The sequence below is a fragment of the Mycobacterium sp. IS-2888 genome (assembly GCF_001954215.1).
Taxonomy (GTDB): Bacteria; Actinomycetota; Actinomycetes; order Mycobacteriales; family Mycobacteriaceae; genus Mycobacterium.
Genome location: NZ_MBET01000090.1, coordinates 1 through 22,132, shown reverse-complemented (window position 1 = coordinate 22,132; position 22,132 = coordinate 1). Strand labels below are relative to the sequence as shown.

At 67.3% G+C, this 22,132-nt stretch carries 20 protein-coding genes; 9 read left to right on the top strand and 11 right to left on the bottom strand.

Annotated features, from left to right (window positions below):
- Window positions 1-25 precede the first annotated feature (25 nt).
- Genes A5745_RS16080 through A5745_RS16070 form a run of 3 tightly spaced genes read left to right on the top strand, consistent with a single transcriptional unit; the run spans window position 26 to window position 2,167 of the window.
- On the top strand, window positions 26-790 hold the full coding sequence (locus tag A5745_RS16080) for an ABC transporter ATP-binding protein (RefSeq protein WP_076117253.1): 765 nt from the start codon (window positions 26-28) through the stop codon (window positions 788-790).
- Entirely contained in the window at window positions 724-1,542 is an 819-nt protein-coding gene (locus A5745_RS16075) for an ABC transporter permease (protein ID WP_205866311.1), read from the top strand. Before A5745_RS16080 ends, A5745_RS16075 begins: the two co-directional genes overlap by 67 nt.
- A 1-nt stretch (window position 1,543) precedes the next feature.
- Window positions 1,544-2,167, top strand: coding sequence for a TetR family transcriptional regulator (locus A5745_RS16070; protein WP_076062196.1), 624 nt, complete (start codon window positions 1,544-1,546; stop codon window positions 2,165-2,167).
- Here A5745_RS16070 and A5745_RS16065 read toward each other — a convergent pair.
- The 3 genes from A5745_RS16065 to A5745_RS16055 all read right to left on the bottom strand — a co-directional run bounded on the left by A5745_RS16065 (window position 2,133) and on the right by A5745_RS16055 (window position 6,912).
- Window positions 2,133-2,360 carry a Trm112 family protein gene (locus tag A5745_RS16065; RefSeq protein ID WP_076117251.1) on the bottom strand — a complete coding sequence of 76 codons (228 nt, stop codon included), beginning with the start codon at window positions 2,358-2,360 and terminating at the stop codon, window positions 2,133-2,135. The genes A5745_RS16070 and A5745_RS16065 overlap by 35 nt on opposite strands.
- A gap of 1 nt (window position 2,361) precedes the next feature.
- The gene (locus A5745_RS16060) at window positions 2,362-5,376 is read right to left on the bottom strand and encodes an acyl-CoA synthetase (RefSeq protein ID WP_139329649.1); all 3,015 of its coding nucleotides are present in this window, start codon (window positions 5,374-5,376) and stop codon (window positions 2,362-2,364) included.
- Between the two features lie 66 nt (window positions 5,377-5,442).
- Window positions 5,443-6,912 (bottom strand): HNH endonuclease signature motif containing protein, encoded by a 1,470-nt coding sequence (locus tag A5745_RS16055; RefSeq protein WP_083662949.1) that lies wholly within the window; start codon window positions 6,910-6,912, stop codon window positions 5,443-5,445.
- Between the two features lie 118 nt (window positions 6,913-7,030).
- Between A5745_RS16055 and A5745_RS16050 the strand changes: the two genes are divergently transcribed.
- Entirely contained in the window at window positions 7,031-7,324 is a 294-nt protein-coding gene (locus tag A5745_RS16050; protein ID WP_076117249.1) for a PepSY domain-containing protein, read from the top strand.
- A gap of 21 nt (window positions 7,325-7,345) precedes the next feature.
- Here the strand turns inward: A5745_RS16050 and fetB are convergent, their stop codons facing one another.
- The 4 genes from fetB to A5745_RS16030 all read right to left on the bottom strand — a co-directional run bounded on the left by fetB (window position 7,346) and on the right by A5745_RS16030 (window position 10,322).
- On the bottom strand, window positions 7,346-8,155 hold the full coding sequence (gene fetB / locus A5745_RS16045; RefSeq protein WP_076117247.1) for an iron export ABC transporter permease subunit FetB: 810 nt from the start codon (window positions 8,153-8,155) through the stop codon (window positions 7,346-7,348).
- Window positions 8,152-8,820: an ATP-binding cassette domain-containing protein gene (locus A5745_RS16040; RefSeq protein WP_371336974.1), complete on the bottom strand. Its 669-nt coding sequence runs from the start codon at window positions 8,818-8,820 to the stop codon at window positions 8,152-8,154. Before A5745_RS16040 ends, fetB begins: the two co-directional genes overlap by 4 nt.
- Before the next feature lie 109 nt (window positions 8,821-8,929).
- On the bottom strand, window positions 8,930-9,298 hold the full coding sequence (locus A5745_RS16035; protein ID WP_076117242.1) for a hypothetical protein: 369 nt from the start codon (window positions 9,296-9,298) through the stop codon (window positions 8,930-8,932).
- Between the two features lie 58 nt (window positions 9,299-9,356).
- Complete coding sequence (locus A5745_RS16030) at window positions 9,357-10,322, bottom strand: DUF1259 domain-containing protein (RefSeq protein WP_076117239.1); 966 nt, start codon at window positions 10,320-10,322, stop codon at window positions 9,357-9,359.
- Between the two features lie 146 nt (window positions 10,323-10,468).
- On the opposite strand from A5745_RS16030, the gene A5745_RS16025 reads away from it, so the two are divergent.
- The 3 genes from A5745_RS16025 (at window position 10,469) to A5745_RS16015 (ending at window position 13,087) form a co-directional block, all read left to right on the top strand.
- Window positions 10,469-11,176, top strand: coding sequence for a response regulator transcription factor (locus A5745_RS16025; RefSeq protein WP_076117237.1), 708 nt, complete (start codon window positions 10,469-10,471; stop codon window positions 11,174-11,176).
- A 50-nt stretch (window positions 11,177-11,226) separates the two neighbouring features.
- The gene (locus tag A5745_RS25250; RefSeq protein WP_175879838.1) at window positions 11,227-12,525 is read left to right on the top strand and encodes an ATP-binding protein; all 1,299 of its coding nucleotides are present in this window, start codon (window positions 11,227-11,229) and stop codon (window positions 12,523-12,525) included.
- A gap of 82 nt (window positions 12,526-12,607) precedes the next feature.
- Window positions 12,608-13,087, top strand: a complete 480-nt coding sequence (locus A5745_RS16015) for a hypothetical protein (RefSeq protein WP_076062211.1) — start codon at window positions 12,608-12,610, stop codon at window positions 13,085-13,087.
- 14 nt (window positions 13,088-13,101) lie between these two features.
- Here the strand turns inward: A5745_RS16015 and A5745_RS16010 are convergent, their stop codons facing one another.
- On the bottom strand, window positions 13,102-13,464 hold the full coding sequence (locus A5745_RS16010) for a DUF732 domain-containing protein (RefSeq protein WP_076062212.1): 363 nt from the start codon (window positions 13,462-13,464) through the stop codon (window positions 13,102-13,104).
- A 534-nt stretch (window positions 13,465-13,998) separates the two neighbouring features.
- On the opposite strand from A5745_RS16010, the gene A5745_RS16000 reads away from it, so the two are divergent.
- Window positions 13,999-15,762 carry an ABC-F family ATP-binding cassette domain-containing protein gene (locus A5745_RS16000; protein ID WP_076117231.1) on the top strand — a complete coding sequence of 588 codons (1,764 nt, stop codon included), beginning with the start codon at window positions 13,999-14,001 and terminating at the stop codon, window positions 15,760-15,762.
- A 14-nt stretch (window positions 15,763-15,776) separates the two neighbouring features.
- The gene (locus A5745_RS15995) at window positions 15,777-17,060 is read left to right on the top strand and encodes a cytochrome P450 (RefSeq protein ID WP_139329656.1); all 1,284 of its coding nucleotides are present in this window, start codon (window positions 15,777-15,779) and stop codon (window positions 17,058-17,060) included.
- Here A5745_RS15995 and A5745_RS15990 read toward each other — a convergent pair.
- The 3 genes from A5745_RS15990 to A5745_RS15980 all read right to left on the bottom strand — a co-directional run.
- The gene (locus tag A5745_RS15990; RefSeq protein ID WP_076117227.1) at window positions 17,043-18,104 is read right to left on the bottom strand and encodes a type III polyketide synthase; all 1,062 of its coding nucleotides are present in this window, start codon (window positions 18,102-18,104) and stop codon (window positions 17,043-17,045) included. The genes A5745_RS15995 and A5745_RS15990 overlap by 18 nt on opposite strands.
- 144 nt (window positions 18,105-18,248) lie before the next feature.
- Entirely contained in the window at window positions 18,249-21,320 is a 3,072-nt protein-coding gene (locus A5745_RS15985; RefSeq protein ID WP_076117225.1) for a type I polyketide synthase, read from the bottom strand.
- Window positions 21,317-22,132, bottom strand: an 816-nt coding sequence (locus A5745_RS15980; protein ID WP_254848601.1) for a phosphopantetheine-binding protein, incomplete at its 5' end; no start/stop codon positions are given. The genes A5745_RS15985 and A5745_RS15980, both read right to left, overlap by 4 nt.

The window sequence follows — 22,132 nt, the reverse complement described above, 5'->3', positions numbered from 1 at the left end:
CGCCGCGCCGGCGGATATTCATCACATGATGATTTCATCGCACGATGAATTAAGGCAGGGCGGTGCGGAACCGGCCGTCGACATCAACCACCTGCGCGTGATTCGCGGAAAACGCCCAGCTCTTCATGATTTCTCGGTGCGGATTGCCCGCGGCAGCATTACAGGTTTGCTCGGCCCTTCCGGCTGCGGCAAGACGACGCTGATGCGCTGCATCGTCGGCACGCAGATCGTGGCGTCGGGGACGGTGACGGTGCTGGGCCACCCGGCCGGATCCGCGCCGCTGCGCCGTCGAGTCGGGTACATGCCGCAGGACGCGACGCTCTACAACGACCTGCGGATCGTCGACAACGTCCGCTACCTGGCGTCGCTGTATGGCTTCGACAGCAGCGCCGCCGATACCGCAATCGACCGAGTCGGGCTCACCGATCACCGAACTGCCTTCTGCGGCAACCTCTCCGGAGGCCAGCGCACCAGGGCCTCGCTAGCGTGCGCGCTGGTCTGCCAACCCGATCTGCTCGTGCTCGACGAGCCCACCGTGGGCCTGGATCCCGTGCTGCGGGTGGATCTTTGGGAACAGTTCACCGACCTGGCTCGCGGCGGCACCACGCTGCTGGTCTCGAGCCACGTGATGGACGAAGCCGACCACTGCGGCGATCTGTTGCTGATGCGCGACGGGTATCTGGTCGCGCACACCACCCCGACCCAACTACGAGAGGACACCGGATGCACGTCACTGGAGGACGGGTTTCTGTCCATCATCAGGCACAGCACCACACGCCAAGCCGGCTAGGCCTCAAGGGGTACACCGCCACGACGACGCGGATCTTGCGCCAATTGGTCGCCGATCGTCGCAGCGTCGCATTGATCCTGCTGGTGCCGGTCCTGGTCATCACGCTGATGTACTTCATGTTCGAAAACGCACCGCACCGCCCGGGCACGCCGACACCGTTCAACAACGCATGCCTGATCCTGCTGGGCCTTTTCCCGCTTTTCGTGATGTTCATCATCACGTCGATCACGATGCAGCGCGAACGGGCCTCGGGCACGCTGGAGCGCATCCTGACCACTCCCCTGCGCCGGCTCGACCTGCTGATCGCCTACGGCACCGCGTTCTCGATAGCCGCTGCGGCGCAAGCGATTCTGGCATGCGGTGTGTCGTTTTGGTTCCTCGGCTTCGACACCGCGGGCAGCCCGCTCTGGGTGTTCGTGATCGCGATCGTCAACGCCGTGCTGGGCGTCGGCCTGGGCCTGCTGTGTAGTGCGTTCGCCCGCACCGAGTTTCAGGCGGTGCAGTTCATACCGCTGGTGATGGTGCCGCAGCTGCTGCTGGCCGGCATCATCGTCCCGCGGGCGTTGATGGCGCACTGGTTGCAGTGGATCAGCAACGTGCTGCCGGCCAGCTACGCGCTGGAGGCGCTGCAGCAGGTGGGCGCGCACCCGAATTTGACGTACATCGCCGTACGCGACATCGTCGTGGTCATGTGTTTCGCGCTCGCCGCGCTGTGCCTGGCCGCGGCCACCCTGCGACGACGGACGCCCTAGCGTGGCAACCGCCCAAACCGGGCGCCGGCGGCCCGGACGACCCGCCGGGGTTTCCGACACGCGGGAGCGGATCCTGACCAGCGCCCGAGAGTTGTTCGCCCGCAACGGCATTGACAGAACCTCGATTCGCGCCGTCGCCGCGGGGGCGGGCGTCGACTCCGCCCTGGTGCATCACTACTTCGGCACCAAGGAGCAGCTGTTTGCCGCTGCGATCAAGCTTCCAGTCGACCCCATGACGGTGCTGGTGCCAATGCGGGAAACGCCGGTGGAGGAACTCGGGTTACGGCTGCCGTCGGTGCTGTTGCCGATCTGGGATTCGGAAATGGGCGCGGGGTTGATCGCGACGGTGCGGTCGCTGCTTGCCGGCGCCGACGTGAGTCTGGCGCGCTCATTCCTGCAAGAGGTGGTTGTCAGGGAGGTGGGTTCGCGCGTCGACACGCCACCCGGGACGGGCAAGATCCGCGCTCAGTTCGTCGCCTCGCAGTTGATGGGCGTGGTCATGGCGCGCTACATCGTGCGGATCGAACCGTTCGCGTCACTGCCGGCCGAACAGATCGCGCACACCATCGCGCCGAACCTGCAGCGTTACCTCACCGGGGATCTGCCGGACGCGCTTGCGCCGTGAGCCGTGCGTGCTCGTCGTCGTCGACGTCGCGGGCCTCGTCGACCAGTAGCACCGGAATGCCGTCCTCGATGCGGTAGGCCCGCCGCAGCCGCGGGTTGTAGAGCAACTCGGCCCCGTCGTCCGCGGACACCATCAGCAGCGGGCCCCGGTCCGCGGGGCACACCAGAATGTTCAGCAGCGAATCGTCGACCACGTCAGTGCTCGCCGCCCAGTTCCGTCCGCACACCCGGGGTCAGCCGGCGAAACTCGTTGCTGCCCACGTCGAAATACCAGACGTGGCGCCCCGCTTTGGGGATTCCGGCGGCCCGCAGGGCGCTGACGGTGGGACGGTAGGTCGCGCTCAACGTCATCTCCGGCACCACGCAGACGAAGTCGGGTCCCAGCCCGATCGGCATGTTGGCGACGGCCTCGGTCAGGTCCGCCGCGGTGATGGTGGCCCCCGGCAACAACGTCACCGCCGAGACCGCCGCCTCGTGATCACCGACCGGCACGTTGTAGGTCACCGCGAGGTCGACGCCGTTGATGCAGCCCAGCGCGTCGGTGACCGGCTCGCCGTAGACCAATCCGCGCGCGGTGCGGATCACCGTGCCGCGCCTGCCCATCAGCCAGTAGTCACCGTCCTCGTCGCGGCGGAACAGGTACTCCGTCGATATCCACGTGTCGGCGGGAGCGAAGACCCCGCGTTTGACCGACGCGGTCGGGTCGATCGGGCCGTTGGACTGGGCGAGCAGCACGCCGACCTCGTTGGTGTCGGCGACCTGGACGAAGCCGCGCTCGTTCTCCAGGATCAGGTCGTGTTCGGCGTCGTAGGCGCCGAGCTCGACGCGGCCCGCGCCGGGCAGCGGGCGGCCCTCGCTGCCGACCTTGATGCCTGACACGTTGGCCAGCACCGCCTGCCCATCGGTGGTGGCGAAGAATTCGACGACGCGGGCGGGCGCGAACGCCTCGACGACCCGGTCCCACAACCCGGTCGGCATGCCCGATCCGATGAACAGCCGCACCGGATGGTTGCCGTGCAGCACGAACGCCGGATCGTCGACCACCTCGCGCAGCATGGCCCAGGTGTAGGCCACCACTGTGACCCCGTACTGCCGTATTTCCTTGACGAACCGGTCCGGTCGCAGCCCACGCGACAGCGCGATGCGCGTACCGCCCACGACCGCGCCGCCCAGGCTGACCAGCAGAGCCGACTCATGGTGCAGCGGCGTCAGGCAATACACCGTGTCGCGGCGGTCCAGGTTGGCGGCCGACGCCGTTCCGAACGCGGACACCGCCCACCGGAAATTGGTGATCTGCTTGGCCACCAACTCGCCGCCCGCGGCGCTGAACGCGATGAACGCCAGATCGCGGGCCAATCCCGGGTTCGGGCGATACCACGCCGGCAGCTCGACCGCGTCCGGGTCGATCTGCTCCATGTCGATGACTTGGCCCTGCTCCAAGGCGTCCTCGGGCAGGTGCAGGTCGCGCGTCTCGCCGCCGCCCAGCACCAGCACCTGGCCCGGCATCTCGCGGGCGGCTTCCAGGTTGGTGGGGTCGGTCAGGATCTCGCTCACTCCCCCGAGCCGCACCGAGGCGGCCAGGTCGGCGTCGGGGCGCATCACGACGGCGACCGCCCCCAGCCGCGACAGCGCGGCGATCGCCACCAGCGCGCTGGGCCGGGTCTCCATCAGCACGCCGACACGGTCGCCCTGCCGAACGCCGACTTCGATCAGGCCGCGAACGACGTTGTTGATGCGCCGGTTGACGGCCTCGTAGGTGTGCACTCGCCCGTCGAACAACAGGAATTCACCCTGCGGGGCGTCGTGCGCCTGCTCGTCGATGATGCGGCCCAACGAGATTCGGGTGTGATCGTTGATCTGTCCCAGGCGAGCCAACCGGGGCAGGGTGCGCGCGGTCTCCACGGCCAGGGTGCGCATCGACTTGTTGGCCGCGATCACCGCGCCGGCCGCGCCGCGCACCAGTCCCAGCGCCGCCTCGGAGACTTCACCGATGCCGTGCGCGAGCCGCGAGCTGAACGCCACACCGCTGTCGGTGGATTCGGTCGGCTGATCCGCCATCAAGTCGATGCCGACCGGCTTGTCGCCACCGGTGGACAGCCACTGCACCCATTCGGCGACCGTCGGCCAGCTTTCCCTCGCCGCCTTTGATCCGACGACGAGGCCGAAATGCCCTGTCCGGATGGTGCATTCGTAGACCTCGGCGTTAGGCGCAGCCCGTCGGATCCCGCGCACCGACGCCGGCTGTCCGATGTCGTCGACCTCCCCGACGAAGGCCAGCACCGGGCAGGTGATGTCGGTGAGCGTGACCATCTGCCCGTTGATCGCGAAACCGCCCGTCATCATGCGGTTGTGGGCGATGAACTGCTTCAGCAGCTCCGAGATCGCCGGGCCCGACCACGCGATCCAGCCTTCGCGTTCCAGGAACCTGCGCTGTTGCTCGCGCGGCAGCAGCGCCTCCCGGTCGTGCAGCTGACGCACGAAGTCGAGCCGGGCCTTCGCGGTCTTGAGCGGGTCCATCATCTGAAAACCGGTGCGCGCCATCCAACTTGGGATGTCCAGCCGACTGAAGACATGATCGGCCATGAAGTTGGCGGCGGGCGCGGCGAAGTTCGCCGGGATACCCATGGGCAGGGCGGCCAGGGTGTCCACCGGGGATCCGAATGCCACGATGCTGGCGATGTTCTTCGAACGCCGGTACGCGGCGGCCTGGTAGCAGAACATGCCGCCCTGCGAGTACCCGACCAGATGCACGTCGCTGCCCGTCGCGTCCTTCACGGTGTCGATGGCCTGGCCGAGCGCGACGATGTGGTCGGCCAGGTTGCGGCGCATGCCGCCCTCGACCTTGTCGGGTGACCCGAAGTCGATGACCCAGGGATCGAGACCCGCGGCGTGCAGGATGCCCACCGCGCCGTCCTCGCGGGTGACATCCCACATATCGGCCGACATCATCATCGGATGCACCATCAGCACGGGCGGGCCCACCGGCGCGTGGCCGGGCCTGCTGTCGGGTGGGAAGTAGCGCCGAAGCTTGTACATCGGCACGCTCTCGACGATCTGGGACGGCGACGGGACAGTCCCCGTTTCCAGGCCCCCCAGCCGCAGTACTTCCAGACCGTTTTGCGCCGTGGCGACCAGGCGCTCGACCGGTCGTGTGACCATCGAAATATTGAGATCCACCCGGCGCTCCCTGACTGTTGACAGCGTGGCCATCATGGCACATCGGCAGCACGTGCGGTTCTGGTCAGGGTGTTTTGGCCGGGCGCGATGCCGCCGCGGTCAGAAGGGCGGTGGGTCGGGATCGGTTGGGACGTAGTCGATCTCTCGCGCGGCAAGGGAGACCGCCCGACAGGGTTGACGGTTTCGATAATTACGCCCGCGCTCGGCGTTGACGCGTTGGGCTTTGTTCTGGGCCCGTGTCGTCGCGCGCAGCGGCATCATCGCCGTGCGGTCGCCGCGGCGATCCAGGTCCGCGCGATCGGGTGTGGGGAGCGCGCCGGTGGGCGCGCACAGGGCAGGAAATAGCAGCGCACTGCCCGGCGTGGTGACGTACGTGTGCCCATCCGGCATGGTCCAGATCACCGTGCCGTCGCGCAGCTGTTGGTCGCGCCACCCCCAGAACGTCTTCAGCAGATGATGAAACCTGCACAGACACTTGATGTTTGACGCATGCGTGGCACCGCCGTCGGCGAACGGAATCGTATGGTCCAGGTCGCATTCGGTGGCCGGGCGATCGCAGCCCGGCGCCCGGCAGGTCAGATCCCGTGCTCGCACGTAGGCCGCAAGCTTGGCCGACGGAGTGTAGTGGGATTCGGCGCCGCCCGGCGGGAGCAACGGTTGCAGCCGGGCGGTCTTGGCCAGCTCGGCCACCAGCTCGGCGGAGATCAGCCCGTCGGCACCCAACAGCGATCCCGGGTTGGTTCCCCTCCCCTCGACGGTCGCCTGCTCGGCCACCACGTGGATGACCACCGGTCCCGCCGCGGTGCGCCCACCGGCAACACAGTCAGAGCCGCCGCATTGGCAGCCCAGCCGGTCGGCGCCCGCGGCGAGGGCGCCTAGGGCGTCGGCCCGCCGCTGATCCTTGGACCGCGGATCGGCCGCGCACACGGTTGCCGCCAGGGCATCCAGGCGCTTGTCCAGCGCTTCAGCGTCCGTGGTGAACAAGGTGCCATAGAGCTGGCTCATCCCACCCTCGGTCTCCCAGATCGACACCTCGCGGTCGCGCATCTTCTCGCGGTGCCGGCGGACCGCATCACGATCCGCCGCGGCCACTACGCGATCGACCGCCCCGGCCAGCTTGCCCTGCGTCATCGATGGCCACCGCGGCGCGCGCACGGCCAGCTCGGCGTCGACCCGGGCCAGCACCTCGGGATCGGTGATCAGATCGGTTCGGTAGACGATCGTCTGAAACAGTCGGTAATCGATGTCGCCGGCCCGGAACACCTCGGCCACTTGCGGCAACCGCTCGCGCATCGCCAGCGCATAGCGAAGATAGCTGCCGGCCATGGCCAAGCTGATCCGAAATGCAGCAGCCACCTCGGCACCCACCGCCGCCCACGTATCCACGGCCCAGTCCTGATGTTCGCCACGTTCGGCCCGGCGCAGCTCGAACAGCTCCCCGATCGCGTCCAAGCGATCGGCCACCGCCCGCGCCTCGGTCCGCCACGCCGCGCACATTCGATCTATCAGGGCGCGCGACTGCCCGGTATCGGAAGGCTCCCAGTAGTCGTGGAGCCGTGTATCGAACATGTGTTCGAGTATAGGTGACCCCACCGACAACTTCGGCCCGCATCAAACGATCGCTTTCATCCCGGCTTCATGTGCCGTCGCTAGCGTCGCCTTCGCTACGACCGGAAGGGGTGGATCGATGAGGTTCCGAACGAAAATCGGCATGGGTGTGGCCGGCCTCGCCGTCCTGACGGGCATCGGCATCGGCGTCGCCGCCGCCGATGACCAGGAGATCACTGGACCGGCCGCGGATCAGGCTCGCACCGCGGCGGTACAAGCTGTACCGGGCAAAGCCGGCAAGGTCGAGAAGGAAACCAACGAGGGCGCCGCCTATTACGGGGTGCTCGTCACCAAACCCGACGGCACCCAGATCGAAGTGCACCTCGACCAGGGGTTCCACTTCGTGGGCACGGAAGCCCCGGACAACGACTGATCTCGCGATTTCGATTCGAAACTATCCGGGCTGTCGATGGCGTGCATCGATGAGCAGATCCGGCGAAACGAGCCGGTGTGCGCGGTCGAACAAAGCACGTTCAGCCAAGCGCGCGCAGATGAGCGCCGCCAGCGCTGTAGCGGCGAGCAGCATATACATCACCACAATTTGGTAGCGGATCGCGGTCAGCGGATCGACTCCCGCCAGGATGAGTCCCGTCATCGCGCCCGGAAGGCTAATCAAGCCAACGACTTTGGTGGAGTCGATCGCGGGTATCAGCGCGGTGCGCAGGGCGGATCGTTGGTGCGGCAAGAACGCTTCGCGGGCGGACTGGCCGAGGCACAGCCGCGCTTCAATCGCCGGACGCGCAGCCTGGGCTTCCTCGTGTAGCCGCCGCAACGCAATTCCGGCGGCCAGCATGGCGCCCGAGACGATCATGCCGCCAACCGGAACGATTACCCGCGGCTGGGCGGTGATCACGCGACCCGCCAGCAAGGCGACGAGCGTCAGGGCGGTGCCGGTAGCGATGCCGACGGTCGCCGCAATCCGGGCCCGGGGCACGCCCCTGCCGCGACGGCCCGCCACCTGCCCCGCGATCAGCACCATGACGAGCACCCAGCCCGCGGCGCCGGGTAGCCCGGCCCACCGAAACAGGGCAAGCAGAATCGCCCCGGCAGCGATCAACTGCAGCCCGGCGCGAGCAGCCGCAACGACGATGTCGCGGGTCAGACCAAGCCGCTCTCGGTACGCCACTGCGGCAGCCACGGCGACCAGCGTCAGCGAAGCGGCAACCCCGCCCCAGCCCGGCACGGCCAGCCCGGGCGTTGTCATCGTGGCGAAGTGTGGTCGGTGTCGCCGGTACCGCGACCCGCGGTCAGGCGCCCGCGATCGAGTTCAAATATTCGGCCAGCGACATCACCGACGAGAGCCGCGTCATGACTAGCGAGTACCACAGTGCCCCCAGCATTTACATGATCACGCACCAGCGTGGCAATGACCGCAGCCGATGGCCCGTCCAGCGCCGAGGTCGGCTCGTCGAGCAACAACACCTCCGGTTCGACGGCCAGCGACCGGGCGAGACATAGCCGCTGCGCCTCGCCACCGGAAAGTCCGGACGTTGGACGTGTTACGAACTTTTCGCCCAGACCGACCCGCCCCAGCAGCCCGGTCACTCGACCTTCAGGAAGGTCTGGGCGTCCGACTCGAACCTCATCGAGCACGGCCTCGGTGAGCAGCACGGGTGCCTGCGCAACGAGGCCTACGCGCCGACGCAACGCGAGCACATCTAGCTCGATGAGTGGTACCCCGTCAAGCAAGACTCGTCCGGCGGTCGGATCGATGAGCCGGTTGAGCAACCGCAGCAGCGTGGTCTTTCCCGATCCACTGGCACCGCGTACTGCAATGCAACGACCACCGGGAAAATGCGCGCTGACCTGCCGCAGCACGGTCGCCTTGTCGCGAACGACGCTGACTCGCTCAAGCACGAAACTATCCACCGCTATCAGGATGCATTACCACCGACAGCCCCTCCACGGTTGCGTTGTAGCCCGCCACCAACCGCCTTCCGGCGCGCGATAACGGAAACCTGGTCGTCGCCGGACCTGCTCAGTAGAGGTAGACATCGACGAGCAGCGCGCCGAGTCCCGCCAGCGTGGCCACGCCCGCGAGTCGCCGTGCCGCGTCTGTGCGTAGTGGCCCGAATCCGAGCAGTAGCGCGGCGACCGCGACGGTGAACACGCCTGACCCGGTGTCTTGCCAGCTGATCGGAAACACCGGAATCGGTGCGTCGTGGAAGAACTGCTCGGCGTGGGTACTGTGCAGGATCGCATTCCAGGCGACCGGTCCCAACAGGGCGCTCACGGCCGCGCACACCAGTACTGATATGCGACGCTCCCGCCCGACGAGAGCAAGCAGAATTGCCGCGGCGAGGGCCGACAGCGCAGCCCCGTAGCCGATCACGGCCCACGACAACATCCGAATCCCGTCCTCGGTCAGCTCGACTGTTCGACCGGTTTCGCGGTCAGCATCCGAATCATGACGACTGCAAGTTGGTGGCGTCCAGCGCCGGACGCAGCGCCTTGGCCAGGGTGACAGCGTCGTCCACGGCCCAGTAGTGCATGTAGAACAGGCGGGGCTGCTCGGTCAGCCCGTGGTTATGCAACTCCACGATCTGGATATTGCCGGCGCGCAACGCCTGGATGACCTTCTGCACCTCGGGGGCGGTCAGGATGAAATCGCCGTTGATCGCTGCGCGACCGCCGCCGACGGGCTGAAAATTGATCACGGTCGTCAGATTCAGCGAGGCTGGAGGCAGCACGTGCCCGTCCTCGACGATGGTGTCCTTGCGAGGAATGCTGTACTTCAACAGCCCGCTATCTTGGGTTCCCTTGCGGCCCAAGGCCTGTTGCACCGCGCCGACGTCGATGTCGACCGGGGGTTGTTGTGCCGGCGACGGGGTCGGAGCACCGATCGCTGTGGCGTCCAACGCCGCCTTCAGACCTTGGGCCAGTTGGGTGGCATCACCCATCCCGTGGACGTGCGTCCACCACACCGGCGGGCTTTGCTGCAGCAGATGCTTGTGTAGCCCGGTCTGGGCGATGCCATGCGCCTGCAGCGCATCGGTGACCTTGGGCAACTCTTCCTCGGTGATCACTAGATCGCCCATCAGCAGCGTCTCGTTGTTGTCGTATCGGGCGAATGCCGCGTATCCGCCCAACGACAGCGCCGGTTTGATGTCCACACCGTAGGACGTGATGTGAAGATCGTTGCGCGGCAAGTTGATGCGATACGCGGTGTTATTGTCGCCGAGCTTGCCGCTACGTCCCAGCGCGTCGGCCACCGGCTTCCAATCGGCGTCGCTGGTGGTCACCGCCGAACGAGGATTGCCCGCTTGGCCGTTGCCGCTACCCCCGCCACCCTTGGAGCCCGAACAACCCGCCAGCACCACCGCCGCGGCGGCACTCGCGATGATCCGCACAGCATGCTTGGTGCCCGCCATGCCCACGGTCTATCGCTTCTTCATGAAGTCACGATGAAGGCCGCCCGCACATCCTCATCGTGGCTTCATCAACGCCGACTACACCTGTTTCACCCGCATAAAGGTGATGATGGATTCGGGGCTCGACGCCGAACCCGGGAAGGCTGGTGGCGACGGTGCGTGTGCTGGTCGTCGAAGACGAGCCCAAGATGGCCGACTTGCTGCGCCGCGGCCTGGCCGAAGACGGCTACGCCGTCGACATCTTCGCCGACGGCTCCACGGGCTACGAGGCCGCCATGGTTTACGACTACGACGCGGTGGTGCTGGACGTGATGCTGCCGGGGATGTCCGGCTTCGATATCTGCCGTAAATGGCGCGACCGGCAGAACTGGGTACCGGTGCTGATGCTTACCGCCCGCGGCGCTGTCGCCGATCGTGTCGCCGGACTCGACGGCGGCGCCGACGACTACCTCACCAAGCCCTTTCACCTTGATGAACTCTTCGCCCGGCTCCGGTCGCTTATCCGCCGCGGGCCAACTCCACGACCCAGCGTGTTGACCGTCGGACCGCTAAGGGCCGATCCCGCCAGTCGCCGATGCTGGCGCGGCGACCTCGAAATCGGCCTGACCACTAAGGAATTCGGGTTGCTCGAACTACTCATGCGTCGACCCGGCACAGTGCTAACCCGCGAGCTGCTGGTGGAACACTGCTGGGACTTCGCGTATGAATCACGTTCGAATGTGGTCGACGTCCACATCCGCGCACTGCGCGACAAGATCGACCGGCCGTTCGGGGCGTGCTCTATCGAAACCGTGCGCGGCATCGGCTACAGGATGCGTACCGACGGCGGTGCACCGGACGAAACGGGCAAATGATGCGGCGCTGGCCGATCCGGATCAGGCTCGCCGCCGCCTTCACTGCTGTGATGGCGATGGTCTTGCTGGCCGTCGGGGCTCTCACTGTCGCCCACACCAAGGAATCGCTCGACGCGGCGATCACCGAGTCCCTGTTCTATCGGCTGGCCAACCTGCGGCCGTTGGCGGTCGCGACCGATCCAACGCTGGCCGGCGGTGACCCCGACACCGCCCAGCAGGTCATTGCCCCTGATGGTCAGGTGTTGGCCGCAACCCCGAATCTCGTCGGGCAGACGGCTCTGTCACCTGCCGAAATGGTCACTGCTCGACGCGGGCAGCTGATTGCGGATCACCCCCGGCTTGGCAACCTCGAGGGCCCGGTGCGGGTGGCGGCTGGCCCGGTGCCCGGCGGACGCGTGGTGGTGGCGGCCCAGAGCCTGGCAGATCGCGACGCCGCCGTGGCCGACTTGCGCAACGAACTGGCCACCGGTTTCCCAATCGTTTTATTGGCCGCGGCCTTGGGCGCGTATCTGTTGGCCGCCGCCGCCCTACGACCGGTCGAGCGTATGCGCGCCCGCGCCGCCGGGCTCAGCGCCGCCGACACCCACGCGCGTCTACCCGTCCCGCCGGCCCATGACGAAATCCACCATCTGGGAACAACCTTCAACGAACTCCTGCAACGGCTGCAAGAAGCGCTGGAACGGGAACGTCGGTTCGTCAGCGATGCGGGCCACGAACTTCGCACGCCCCTTAGCCTGTTGACCACCGAACTCGAACTCGCGCTACGGCGCCCACGAAGCAACCCCGAACTGGTCGCCGCAATCCGTTCAGCGCTGAACGAGACCACCCGGCTGTCCCGCCTCGCGCGCGATCTGCTCACCGTCGCAGACACCGGCAGCTCGCCCGAGCCACCGGCCATCGACCTACACAGCCATCTGCAAGTGATCGGCGAGCGCTATCGACACAGCCGCGGCGACGAACTCGAGATCGAGTGCGCCGTAGGCCAATACGTTCGCGTCGAGCCGAACGACCTGGATCGGATCATCAGCAATCTTATCGACAACGCCACCCAACACGGTGCCCCGCCGATCACCATCCACGTCCAGCGGGCCACCGCCGACGGGGTCGAGATCCAAGTCGGCGACCACGGTGCCGGATTTCCACCCGACTTCCTCCCACACGCCTTCGACCGGTTCACTCGCGCCGACACCGCGCGTACCACAGGCGGCACCGGCCTCGGTCTGGCCATCGTCGACACCCTCACGCAACGCAACCACGGCACTCTCACCGCCCGCAATCGTCCCGCTGGTGGCGCCGAAATCACCATCCGGCTTGCCGCCGCGTCCACCACCGACCCGGATAGCGACTGATCCGTCGCGATTGTGCGCCTGCGCCCCCGTAAGCAAGACTGGCCGCGGGGGTTTTGCCGCCAAGGAGGTGGTCTCTGTGACGATGACCGATTCAGTCAATACCACCAACGACGAAGCCGCCCAGCTCTGGGTGGAGTCTTACCAGGGCGAAGTATTGGGCGAGGCGTACTTTGCCGGGATGGCGGAGCGCAACACCGACCCGGCCCTGCGCGAGAAGATCGACCTGTTGAGGTGCCTCGAGCGCTCCACCAAGGAGCTGCTGGAGCCCGTGATCGCGCGTTTGGGCATCCCCGCGGAGCCGGACAAGGCCGTGCTCGACGCCGCGGGCAGCGTCACCGAAGTCGAGTACCTGCCCATGCTGCAGAGCTTTGTCGGGGCGGCCGCGGAATACCTGGGTCGGTACACGCGGCTCCGCACGTTGGTCGAGGGTTCGGACGCGCCGATCGTCGATCAGCTCATCGCGCACGAACTCGCGTTCGAGTTGTTCGCTCGCCGCGAGCTGGCCGGAGAGACCGACACCTCGACCGAGCCCATCCGTGCGCTCAGCCACGTGACCTGCTGACCGCGGGCTGGTCGTCAGTGGTGCCAGGGGCAGAGGTCGTTGATTGCGATCCCGACGATCTGGTTCGCCCCGTCCGGACCCAGCCCCGGATTGTCCCGCAGGAAATAGCTCGCCGTCTCCTGCGGTGTGAGGCCTCGGTCCATCAGCCCACACATATCCAGGGCCTGGTCCAATCCCACGGTTCTGCCCCCGGCGTCCCGGTAACCGGCCGCGGCGACGTCTGCCTCGAACGCACGCAGAGCGCAGTCCGGCGCCGGTCCGGGCCCCACGATGCATCCCGGTGGCGGATCGGCGTTCGCGTCAGGGACGGCGGCCACAGCCGCGAAGGCCACGAAGATCGCGCCGGCAGACCGGATGATGCCCGCACTCTTTGCCATACCCACGGCGAAAACAGTAGACGTAGTCCGGTGAAATCGCCTGGCAATTCGTAAAAGTCACCCGCCGGCTACCGGCCGTTGATCACGGCGTTCCCGAACACATGAAGGGAAACCCGCACCATGGCTTCTGCGTCGCTTCGGGCGGCGGCGGGTCGGTTCCCTCCCAAACTCCGGGGGTGACGTTTCCGTGGCCCCAGACGACGCCGTACCACGTGTGGCATTGAGTCTTGTCCCAGTTGACATTTGGCGGGCAGCCGCGGCCGGTTTGAGGGTGAAGGCCACCCTTTTCATCTCCCGGGCAGCATTTGTACGGCCCGGATGCGCCGGGCGGCACCGGCCCGTCTCCCGGGATGAACGGCTGGGCGTGTGCGATACCTAGGCCGAGTCCGGTTCCGGTAAGCGCGAGAACTCCCGACATCAGCGCCCCGGCAACGAATTTCTTTGCGGTTCGGTTGTATGACATTTCCTCAGCTAACCGGAAGTGGGCCGCTACCGATCCCAATATCCGGACTTCGCTCGACTAACGTCGGCCCGGTGGCGCACCTACTCGGGGCCGAGGCCGTACACCTCGAATATCCGACTCAGGTGGTCTTCGATTCGATCACGCTGGGTGTCAACGACGGCGCGCGCATCGGCATCGTGGGGCGAAACGGCGACGGCAAGTCCAGCCTGCTGGCCCTGCTGACCGGCCAGCTGCCGCCCGATTCCGGCCGGGTCACCCGGCGCAGCGGGTTGCGGGTCAGCGCGCTGAGCCAGGCGGACACCCTCGACGCGGATCGCACCGTGGGCTGGACGCTGGTCGGCGAGCGGGCCGATCACCAGTGGGCCGGTGACCCGCGGGCCCGCGACGTGGTCGGCGGCCTGGTCTCCGACATCGCCTGGGACGCGCAGATCGCCACGCTCAGCGGCGGCCAGCGACGTCGGGTGCAGCTCGCCAGGCTGCTGATCGGCGAATGGGACGTGATCGCCCTCGACGAACCCACCAACCACCTCGACATCGAGGGCATCACCTGGCTGGCCGACCACCTGAAACAGCGCTGGGCGCGCAACACCGGCGGCCTGCTGCTGGTGACGCACGATCGCTGGTTTCTCGACGAGGTCGCCACCACCACGTGGGAGGTGCACGACGGGATCGTCGAGCCGTTCGAAGGCGGGTACGCGGCGTACGTGCTGCAGCGCGTCGAGCGCGACCGGCTGGCCGCCGTGGCCGAAGCCAAACGGCAGAACCTGATGCGCAAGGAGCTGGCCTGGCTGCGGCGGGGCGCGCCGGCGCGAACGTCGAAGCCGAAGTTCCGGATCGAGGCCGCCAACCAGCTGATCGCCGACGTGCCGCCCCTGCGCAACCGGGTCGAGTTGGCCAAGCTGGCGACCGCGCGGCTCGGGAAGGACGTCGTCGATCTGCTCGACGTGTCGGTCCCGTTTGGCGGCCGGCCCGTGCTGCGCGACGTCGAATGGCGGATTGCCCCGGGTGAACGCACCGGCATCGTCGGCGCCAACGGCGCCGGCAAGTCGACCCTGCTGGGACTGATCGCGGGCACGATTCAGCCGGACACCGGGCGCGTCAAGCGCGGCAAGAGCGTCAAACTCGCCGTCCTCGACCAACGGGGTGAGGAGCTGGCCGCGCTCGCGGGCGACCGGATCGCCGACGTGTTGGGCCGGCTGCGCGGCGGCTATCAGGTCGACGGCCGCGACGTCACCCCCGCCCAACTGCTGGAGCGACTCGGATTCGGCCGGGGTCAGCTGTCCGCGCGCGTCGGCGACCTGTCCGGCGGCCAGCGACGCCGGCTGCAGCTCATGCTCACCCTCCTGTCCGAGCCGAACGTGTTACTCCTCGACGAGCCGACCAACGATGTGGACACCGAAATGCTGACCGCCACCGAGGATTTGCTCGACTCGTGGGCGGGCACCCTGATCGTCGTCTCGCACGACCGGTATCTGCTCGAGCGTGTGACCGACCAGCAGTACGCGATTCTCGACGGCCGGTTGCGGCACCTGCCCGGCGGCATCGACGAATATCTGCGGCTGGCAACCCGTTCCGCGACCACCACGCCCACTGCAGAGCCGCCGGGGCCCAAGCCGGGCGCTCAGCGTCGCGCCACCGAAAAGGAATTGGCCGCGGCGGACCGCCAGCTGGCTCGCCTCGCCGAGCGAATCGCGGCAAAACACGCCGAACTTGCCGAGCATGACCAATCCGACCATGTCGCGCTGACTCGACTGACCGAAGAGTTGCGCGAACTCGAAAAAGAGGTGGCGGCAACGGAAGCGCGCTGGCTCGAGCTATCGGAGGTGCTGGAATGAATGGTTACCGGCCGGTGCCTTACCTGCCCGGCGAGGCGTTGCTCGCGCTGTATCGGCGTCGCGGCGCGGTCATCAACTCTGGTATCGGCCGGCACGGCTACACCTACCTCCTGGGACCCGAGGCGAACAAGTTCGTCTTCGCCAACGCCGACGCGTTCAGCTGGCGCGAAACCTTCGAGAACCTGGCGCTCGTCGACGGGCCCACGGCATTGATCGTCAGCGACGGGGACGACCACCGGCGTCGGCGCAGTGTGGTGGCGCCGGGCCTGCGGCACCGGCAGATCCAGGACTACGTGCAGACCATGGTTTCCACTATCGACACCGTCATCGACGGCTGGCGGCCCGGGCAACGGCTGGACATCTATCGGCAGTGCCGCTCGGCGGTCCGGCGTAGCACCGCAGAAAGCCTGTTCGGCTCGCGGATCGCGACGCACTCCGACTTCCTCGGGGAGCAACTCCAACCCCTGCTGGACCTGACTCATCAACTGCCGCAGGTGGTGGCGCTACAACGCCGGCTCAACTTGCGGGGATGGCGACGGGCGACGGCCGCGCGCTCGCGTCTGCACGACTTCGTCGACGCCCAAATCGCCTGCGCCCGCGCCGGTCCCAGGCCCGACGACCACATGCTGACCATGCTGATCAACGGTCGCGGCGACGAGGGTTACGCCTTGAGTAACAACGAAATTCGCGACGAGATCGTTTCGCTCATTACCGCGGGTTACGAAACGACCAGCGGCGCGCTCGCCTGGGCGATCTACACGCTGCTGACCCTGCCCGGCGCGTGGGACAGCGCCGCCGACGAAGTGACCCGCGTGCTTGGTGGCCGGCCGCCGGCCGCCGCCGATTTGAATGCGCTCACCTATCTCAACGGCGTTGTGCACGAGACGCTTCGGCTCTACTCGCCCGGGGTGATCTCCGCCCGGCGGGTGATGCGCGACCTCCGGTTCGGCGGGCACCGCATCCGCGCCGGACGGTTGTTGATCTTCAGCGCGTACGTGACGCACCGGCTTCCCGAGATCTGGCCGAACCCAACCGAATTCCGGCCGGCCCGTTGGGATCCCGGCGCGCCCGGTTACCGCAAGCCGGCACCGCACGAGTTCATCCCGTTCAGCGGCGGCTTGCACCGCTGCATCGGGGCGGCGATGGCGACCACCGAGATGACGGTCATGCTGGCCCGGCTGGTCGCCAGGACCCGGCTGCGGCTACCCGCTCAGCGGATTCGCGCCGCCAACCTCGCCGCGCTGGCACCCAAGCCGGGCCTGACCGTCGACGTCGTCGACTCAGTGCCAGCGCAATAGCACCATTTCCGAGGAGAATCCGGGGCCCATCGCAAGCAACAGCACGTGGCTGCCGCTCGGTGGCGGCTTGGCGATCGTGTCGCGCAGGATGTGCAGTACCGAGGCCGACGACAGGTTGCCGATTTCGCCGAGCGAACGCCACGTCAGCTCGAGCGCCTCGGGCGCAAGCTCCACACTCTTGGCGATCGCGTCGATCACCTTCGGTCCACCGGGGTGGGCCACCCACGCACCGATGTCGTCCTTGATCAGGCCGCGTGAGGCGAGGAAGGTGTTGACGTCGTCGGCCAGGTAGCGCTCGATGAGGGTCGGCAGCTCGGGTGACAGCATGAGCTGCAGCCCGGCGGAATCGACGTTCCAGCCCATGATCTGCAGCGAATCCGGGTACAGGCGGCTGTGCGAATCGAGGATATCGGGGCCACTCGCCGTCATCTGCTCGGCGCGACGATCGCCGACGGCGACCACGGCCGCCGCGCCGTCGCCGAACATCGCGGTGGCGACCAGACCCGACACGGTCGGCTTGACCGCCGGGAAGCTCAGCGAGCAGAGCTCGACCGACACCAGGACCGCGACGCCGTCGGGCGCGCCACGCAGGTAGTCGTGCAGCCGACCCAGCCCCGCCGCCCCGGCCGCGCAACCCAGGCCGAACATCGGCACCCGGCGCACGTCGGGGCGCAGTCCGAGGCGTCCGACGATCCGGGCATCCAATGACGGCACCAGAACGCCGGTCACGGTCGTGGTGGCGATCATGTCGATGTCGTGCGGTTGCAGGCCCGCCTCGTCGAGTGCGCCCAGCAGCGCCTCGCAACCCAGCTCCACCGCGTTCTCGATGAAGACCTCGTTCGCCTCACCGAAGTCGGTCAGCGACGGATATTTCTCCAGGGGCAGAACCAGGTGGCGGCTGTTCACCCGCGCGCCCGCGTGCAGGCGCCGGACAATCCCCTCGTGTTCCTTCAATACGGGGAGCTCGACGAATTGGTCGGTAATTTCGCTTTGGCGGTACCGATGTGGCGGCAAGGCACCGAACACTCCTGCGATGACGCTCATGCCCTACCCTCTGCTCAAATGGGATTTCCCCGGTTCCCAAAGTTTAGCCGTCACGTGCCGGGCGGCAAAGCCAGTGCTATTCAACATCTGTCGAATAGTTGCCCGGGGGGCGTCGCGTAATCGATTCTGCCAGCGCATCTTTCGTCAAGCAATGCCATCGTCGTCATCTTGTTTGAGCGCCATCGCGATCAACGCATCGGGACTTAAAGAGTCGATAACGTCGTCACTAACGGTGGAATCGGGAACAGCCTTTTCCGATTCGCCGGCGAGCAGTAAAAGCTTGTCGAGCAATCCTGTTCGGCGCAGTTCCTGGAGTGGAATCTTTCGCAGCGTCGACCAAGTCTTCTCGTCGTCCGATACATGATCGCCGTGCAGAAGTTGTTGAAGGTAAGCGGCCAATGCCGCTGGGGTCGGATAGTCGAAGATCAACGTGCGCGACAATGCCAACCCGGTTTCGGTCGTGAGACGGTTGCGCAGTTCGACCCCGGTCATCGACTCGAAGCCGAGGTCTTCGAAGGCGCGCTCGGCGTCGATGTCATGACCGCCGGGGTGCCCCAACACCGCGGCGGCGTGCGAGCACACCAACTCCTGCAGCCGGCGGCGCTGCTCGGCCGGAGGCAGCGCCCGCAGCTGCTCGGCCAGGCCCGCCCAGCGGCTCGCGATCGGCGCCCCCGTGGCCGCGCCCAGCCAATACCGGTGGCGGGCGAATCCGTATGTCGGCAAGTCCACTCGACGGGCCGGGGTGCCGGTCAACACCGACGGCCAATCCACCTGCACACCTGCGGTGAACACGCGCCCGGCAGCGCCGAGCAGCGAATCGATTTCGGGACGGTCGTCGGCCAACGTCACCACCGCCCTGCCCCGCTCGCCCGTCAACGATTGCTCGACCGCGGCCGTGAGGCCCGCCCCGGGACCCGCCTCCACAAACACGTCGGCCCCGAGCGACTCGGCTGCCCTTACGCTGTCGACGAAACGGACTGGTCGCCGCACATGCTCGACCCAGTACTGCGGCGACCCATAGCCGTCGCCGGCCAGCTGCCCAGTCACGTTGGATACCAAGCCCATTCGCGGCTGACCCACCGACACGTCCGCCGCCGCCCGGCCGAATTCGTCGAGGATGGGGTCCATCAACGGCGAATGAAACGCATGCGAGACCGCCAGCCGATGCGCGCGACGGCCCTGCTGCGCGAACCGATCCGCGATGGCGGCGACCGAACCCTGCTCGCCCGAAATCACCACCGCCGTTGGCCCGTTGACCGCCGCGATACTCACGCCGTCGCGCAGCAGCGCGGCCGCCTCGTCTTCCCCGGCGGCGACCGCGACCATCGCCCCACCGGCCGGCAACCCCGCCATCAACCGGCCCCGGGCCGCGACCACCTTTGCCGCATCCCCCAGCGACAACACGCCCGCCACGTACGCCGCGGTGATCTCGCCCACCGAATGACCCATCACCACGTCGGGCACGACACCCCACGCTTGCCACAAGGCCGCCAAGGCGACCTCGAGGGCGAACAACGCGGGCTGGGCGAACTCGGTGCTTTCCAGGAGCGCCGCATCGTCGCCCCACATCACACGCTTGAGTGGCAGCCGCAGCTGCCCGTCCAACGCCCGCACGGATTCGTCAAAGGCGTTGGCGAACACCGGGAAACGCTCATACAGCGCGGCGCCCATCCCCAACCGCTGCGAGCCCTGGCCCGGAAACACCAGCGCCGTCTTGCCCGCCCCCTCGGCACGCCCCACCACGACGTCCGGGCCCGGCCGCCCGGCGGCCAATCCCGTCAACCCCGCGACAAACTGCCCGCGATCGCCACCGACCATAACCGCGCGGTGCTCGAAGACCGACCGGGTCGTCGCCAACGACCACGCCACGTCGGCCACACCTACATGTTCATCCGTGCGCACATGTTCGGCCAGCCGCCCGGCCTGATTCGCCAGCGCTTCGGCCGACCGCGCCGACAGCACCCACGCGACCTCGGGGTCATCACGCTCGGGCACAAGGCTTTCCGGCGCCGCGGGAGCCTCCTCGACGATCACGTGCGCGTTCGTTCCGCCCATTCCGAACGACGACACTCCGGCCCGCTTCGGCCCGTCCCGCAGCGGCCACGGTGTCAGCTCGGTATGGACATGCAGGCCAAGGCTTTTCGGGTCGATTCCGGGGGGCGGTCTGGTGTAGTTGAGACTTGCCGGGATCATGGCGTTTTCGAGGGCCAGCACGGCCTTGAGGAGGCCGGCGATTCCCGCGGCGCTTCCGGTGTGGCCGATGTTGGTCTTGACCGATCCCACGCCGACCGGACGGTCTCTGCGTTCGGCGAAGATCTCACCCAACGCCCTCGCCTCGACCGGGTCACCGATTTCGGTTCCGGTGCCGTGGGCTTCGATGTAGTCAATGTCGTCACTGTCGAGGCCCGCGCTGCATAGCGCGCGCCGGATGACGTCGGCTTGTGCGGAAACCGACGGCACAGTCTGGCCGGGAGAGCTGTGTCCGGAATTGCCCACGGCACTTCCCCGGATGATGGCGTGGATGCGGTTTCCGTCCGCCACCGCCGCGGGCAGCGGCTTCAGCAGCACCAGGGCACCGCCTTCGCTGCGCACGTAGCCGTCCGCGCGTTCGTCGAAAGCATACGTGTGGCCCGACGGTGACAGCGCGCCGAATTCCGTTTCCAGCAGCGCTGTTTCGTCGGCCAGATTGAGGTGGATCCCGCCGGCGATCGCAAGCGGCGATTCGCCGGTGCGCAGGCTTTCGCATGCCAGGTGCACCGCGACCAGCGAGGACGATTGGCCGGAGTCAACGGTCATGCTGGAGCCCTGCAACCCGAAGGCATAGGAGATCCTGTTGGCGATCATCCCCCTGCTGATCCCGGCGAACGAATGATGATCGAGATTGTCCAGGTTGTTCGGGGTGTCGTGGAGCGTAAGGACGGCATAGTCGTCGGTCATCGCTCCGACGTAAATCGAAACCCGCTCGCCGCGCAGCGTTTCCGGCACCACGAAGGCGTCCTCGAATAATTCCCATGCCAATTCGAGCGCCAATCGCTGCCTGGGATCCATCGCGCGGGCCTCGCGTGGCGACAGGTTGAAGAAGTCCGCGTCGAACTCGGCGACGTCGCCCGGCAACTGGGTGGCTTCCCGGCCATCGCGAACGAGGCGCCAGAAATCGCGTGGCCCGGCGGCGGAGGGGAACCTGCATGCCAGGCCGATGATCGCCACATCCGTCATCGGGGGCCGACGTCCTCGTCGAGGATGGCGAAGAGCTCGCTGTCGGTGGCGGTCGCGAGGTCATCGCCGTCGTCGATGTGAGTTTGGCTGGGGGCCGGGGCCATCAGACCGGTCAGAATGGCTTGGATGCGGGCGGAGAACTGGGCTTTCTCATCCGGGCTCCAGTCGGGTTGGTCGACCAGCGTTTGGAGCTCGCGGGCGATGTCGTTGAAACGAGCCAACCGGTCGGGCGCACTCCCGGTGATCGTCGCAAAGCTGAGCTGCTCGTCGACGTGTTCGGCCAAGGCCGCCGGGGTCGGGTGGTCGAAGATCAGGGCGGGCGAAAGGGTCAGTCCGGTAGCGGTTTTGAGCCGGTTGCGCAGTTCGACGGCGGTCAGCGAATCGAATCCGAGGTCTTGGAACGGCAGCTGGGCGTCGATGTCCGCGCTGGGGCGGCCCAAAACGGTTGCGGCGTTGGTGGACACCAATTCCACCAGCTGCAGGTGACGCTGTTCGGCGCTGAGCCCCTGCAGCCGGGCGGCCAGCCCCGACGTCGACACGGCAGTGTCGGTATCGATGACGAGCCGGCGCCCCGGACGAGCGGCCAGCTCACGAAGCAGCGGCGGCACTGCGCCGCTTGCGCCCAGCCCGGCCGCGTCGATGCGGGCGGCGACCAGCACGGGGCGCTCGGCCAGCATCGCTTCGTCGAAGAGTTGCAGGGCGTGTTCGGTGGACAGCGGCGCGAGCCCGGCTCGGGTCATGCGGGCCTTGTCGCGCTCGCCCAGGTGTCGGGTCATGCCGCTGGCCTGCTCCCACAACCCCCACGCCACCGA

Bases quoted from the DNA above. Each gene is read 5' to 3' on its own strand.
- A5745_RS16015 (WP_076062211.1), top strand. From the start codon at position 12,608: ATGACCGATTCAGTCAATACCACCAACGACGAAGCCGCCCAGCTCTGG.
- A5745_RS15985 (WP_076117225.1), bottom strand. From the start codon at position 21,320: ATGACGGATGTGGCGATCATCGGCCTGGCATGCAGGTTCCCCTCCGCC.
- A5745_RS25250 (WP_175879838.1), top strand. From the start codon at position 11,227: ATGGCGATGGTCTTGCTGGCCGTCGGGGCTCTCACTGTCGCCCACACC.
- fetB (WP_076117247.1), bottom strand. From the start codon at position 8,155: ATGACAACGCCCGGGCTGGCCGTGCCGGGCTGGGGCGGGGTTGCCGCT.
- A5745_RS16075 (WP_205866311.1), top strand. From the start codon at position 724: ATGCACGTCACTGGAGGACGGGTTTCTGTCCATCATCAGGCACAGCAC.
- A5745_RS15990 (WP_076117227.1), bottom strand. From the start codon at position 18,104: ATGAGCGTCATCGCAGGAGTGTTCGGTGCCTTGCCGCCACATCGGTAC.
- A5745_RS16030 (WP_076117239.1), bottom strand. From the start codon at position 10,322: ATGGCGGGCACCAAGCATGCTGTGCGGATCATCGCGAGTGCCGCCGCG.
- A5745_RS16010 (WP_076062212.1), bottom strand. From the start codon at position 13,464: ATGGCAAAGAGTGCGGGCATCATCCGGTCTGCCGGCGCGATCTTCGTG.
- A5745_RS16060 (WP_139329649.1), bottom strand. From the start codon at position 5,376: ATGGCCACGCTGTCAACAGTCAGGGAGCGCCGGGTGGATCTCAATATT.
- A5745_RS16055 (WP_083662949.1), bottom strand. From the start codon at position 6,912: ATGTTCGATACACGGCTCCACGACTACTGGGAGCCTTCCGATACCGGG.
- A5745_RS16035 (WP_076117242.1), bottom strand. From the start codon at position 9,298: ATGTTGTCGTGGGCCGTGATCGGCTACGGGGCTGCGCTGTCGGCCCTC.
- A5745_RS16050 (WP_076117249.1), top strand. From the start codon at position 7,031: ATGAGGTTCCGAACGAAAATCGGCATGGGTGTGGCCGGCCTCGCCGTC.
- A5745_RS16080 (WP_076117253.1), top strand. From the start codon at position 26: ATGATGATTTCATCGCACGATGAATTAAGGCAGGGCGGTGCGGAACCG.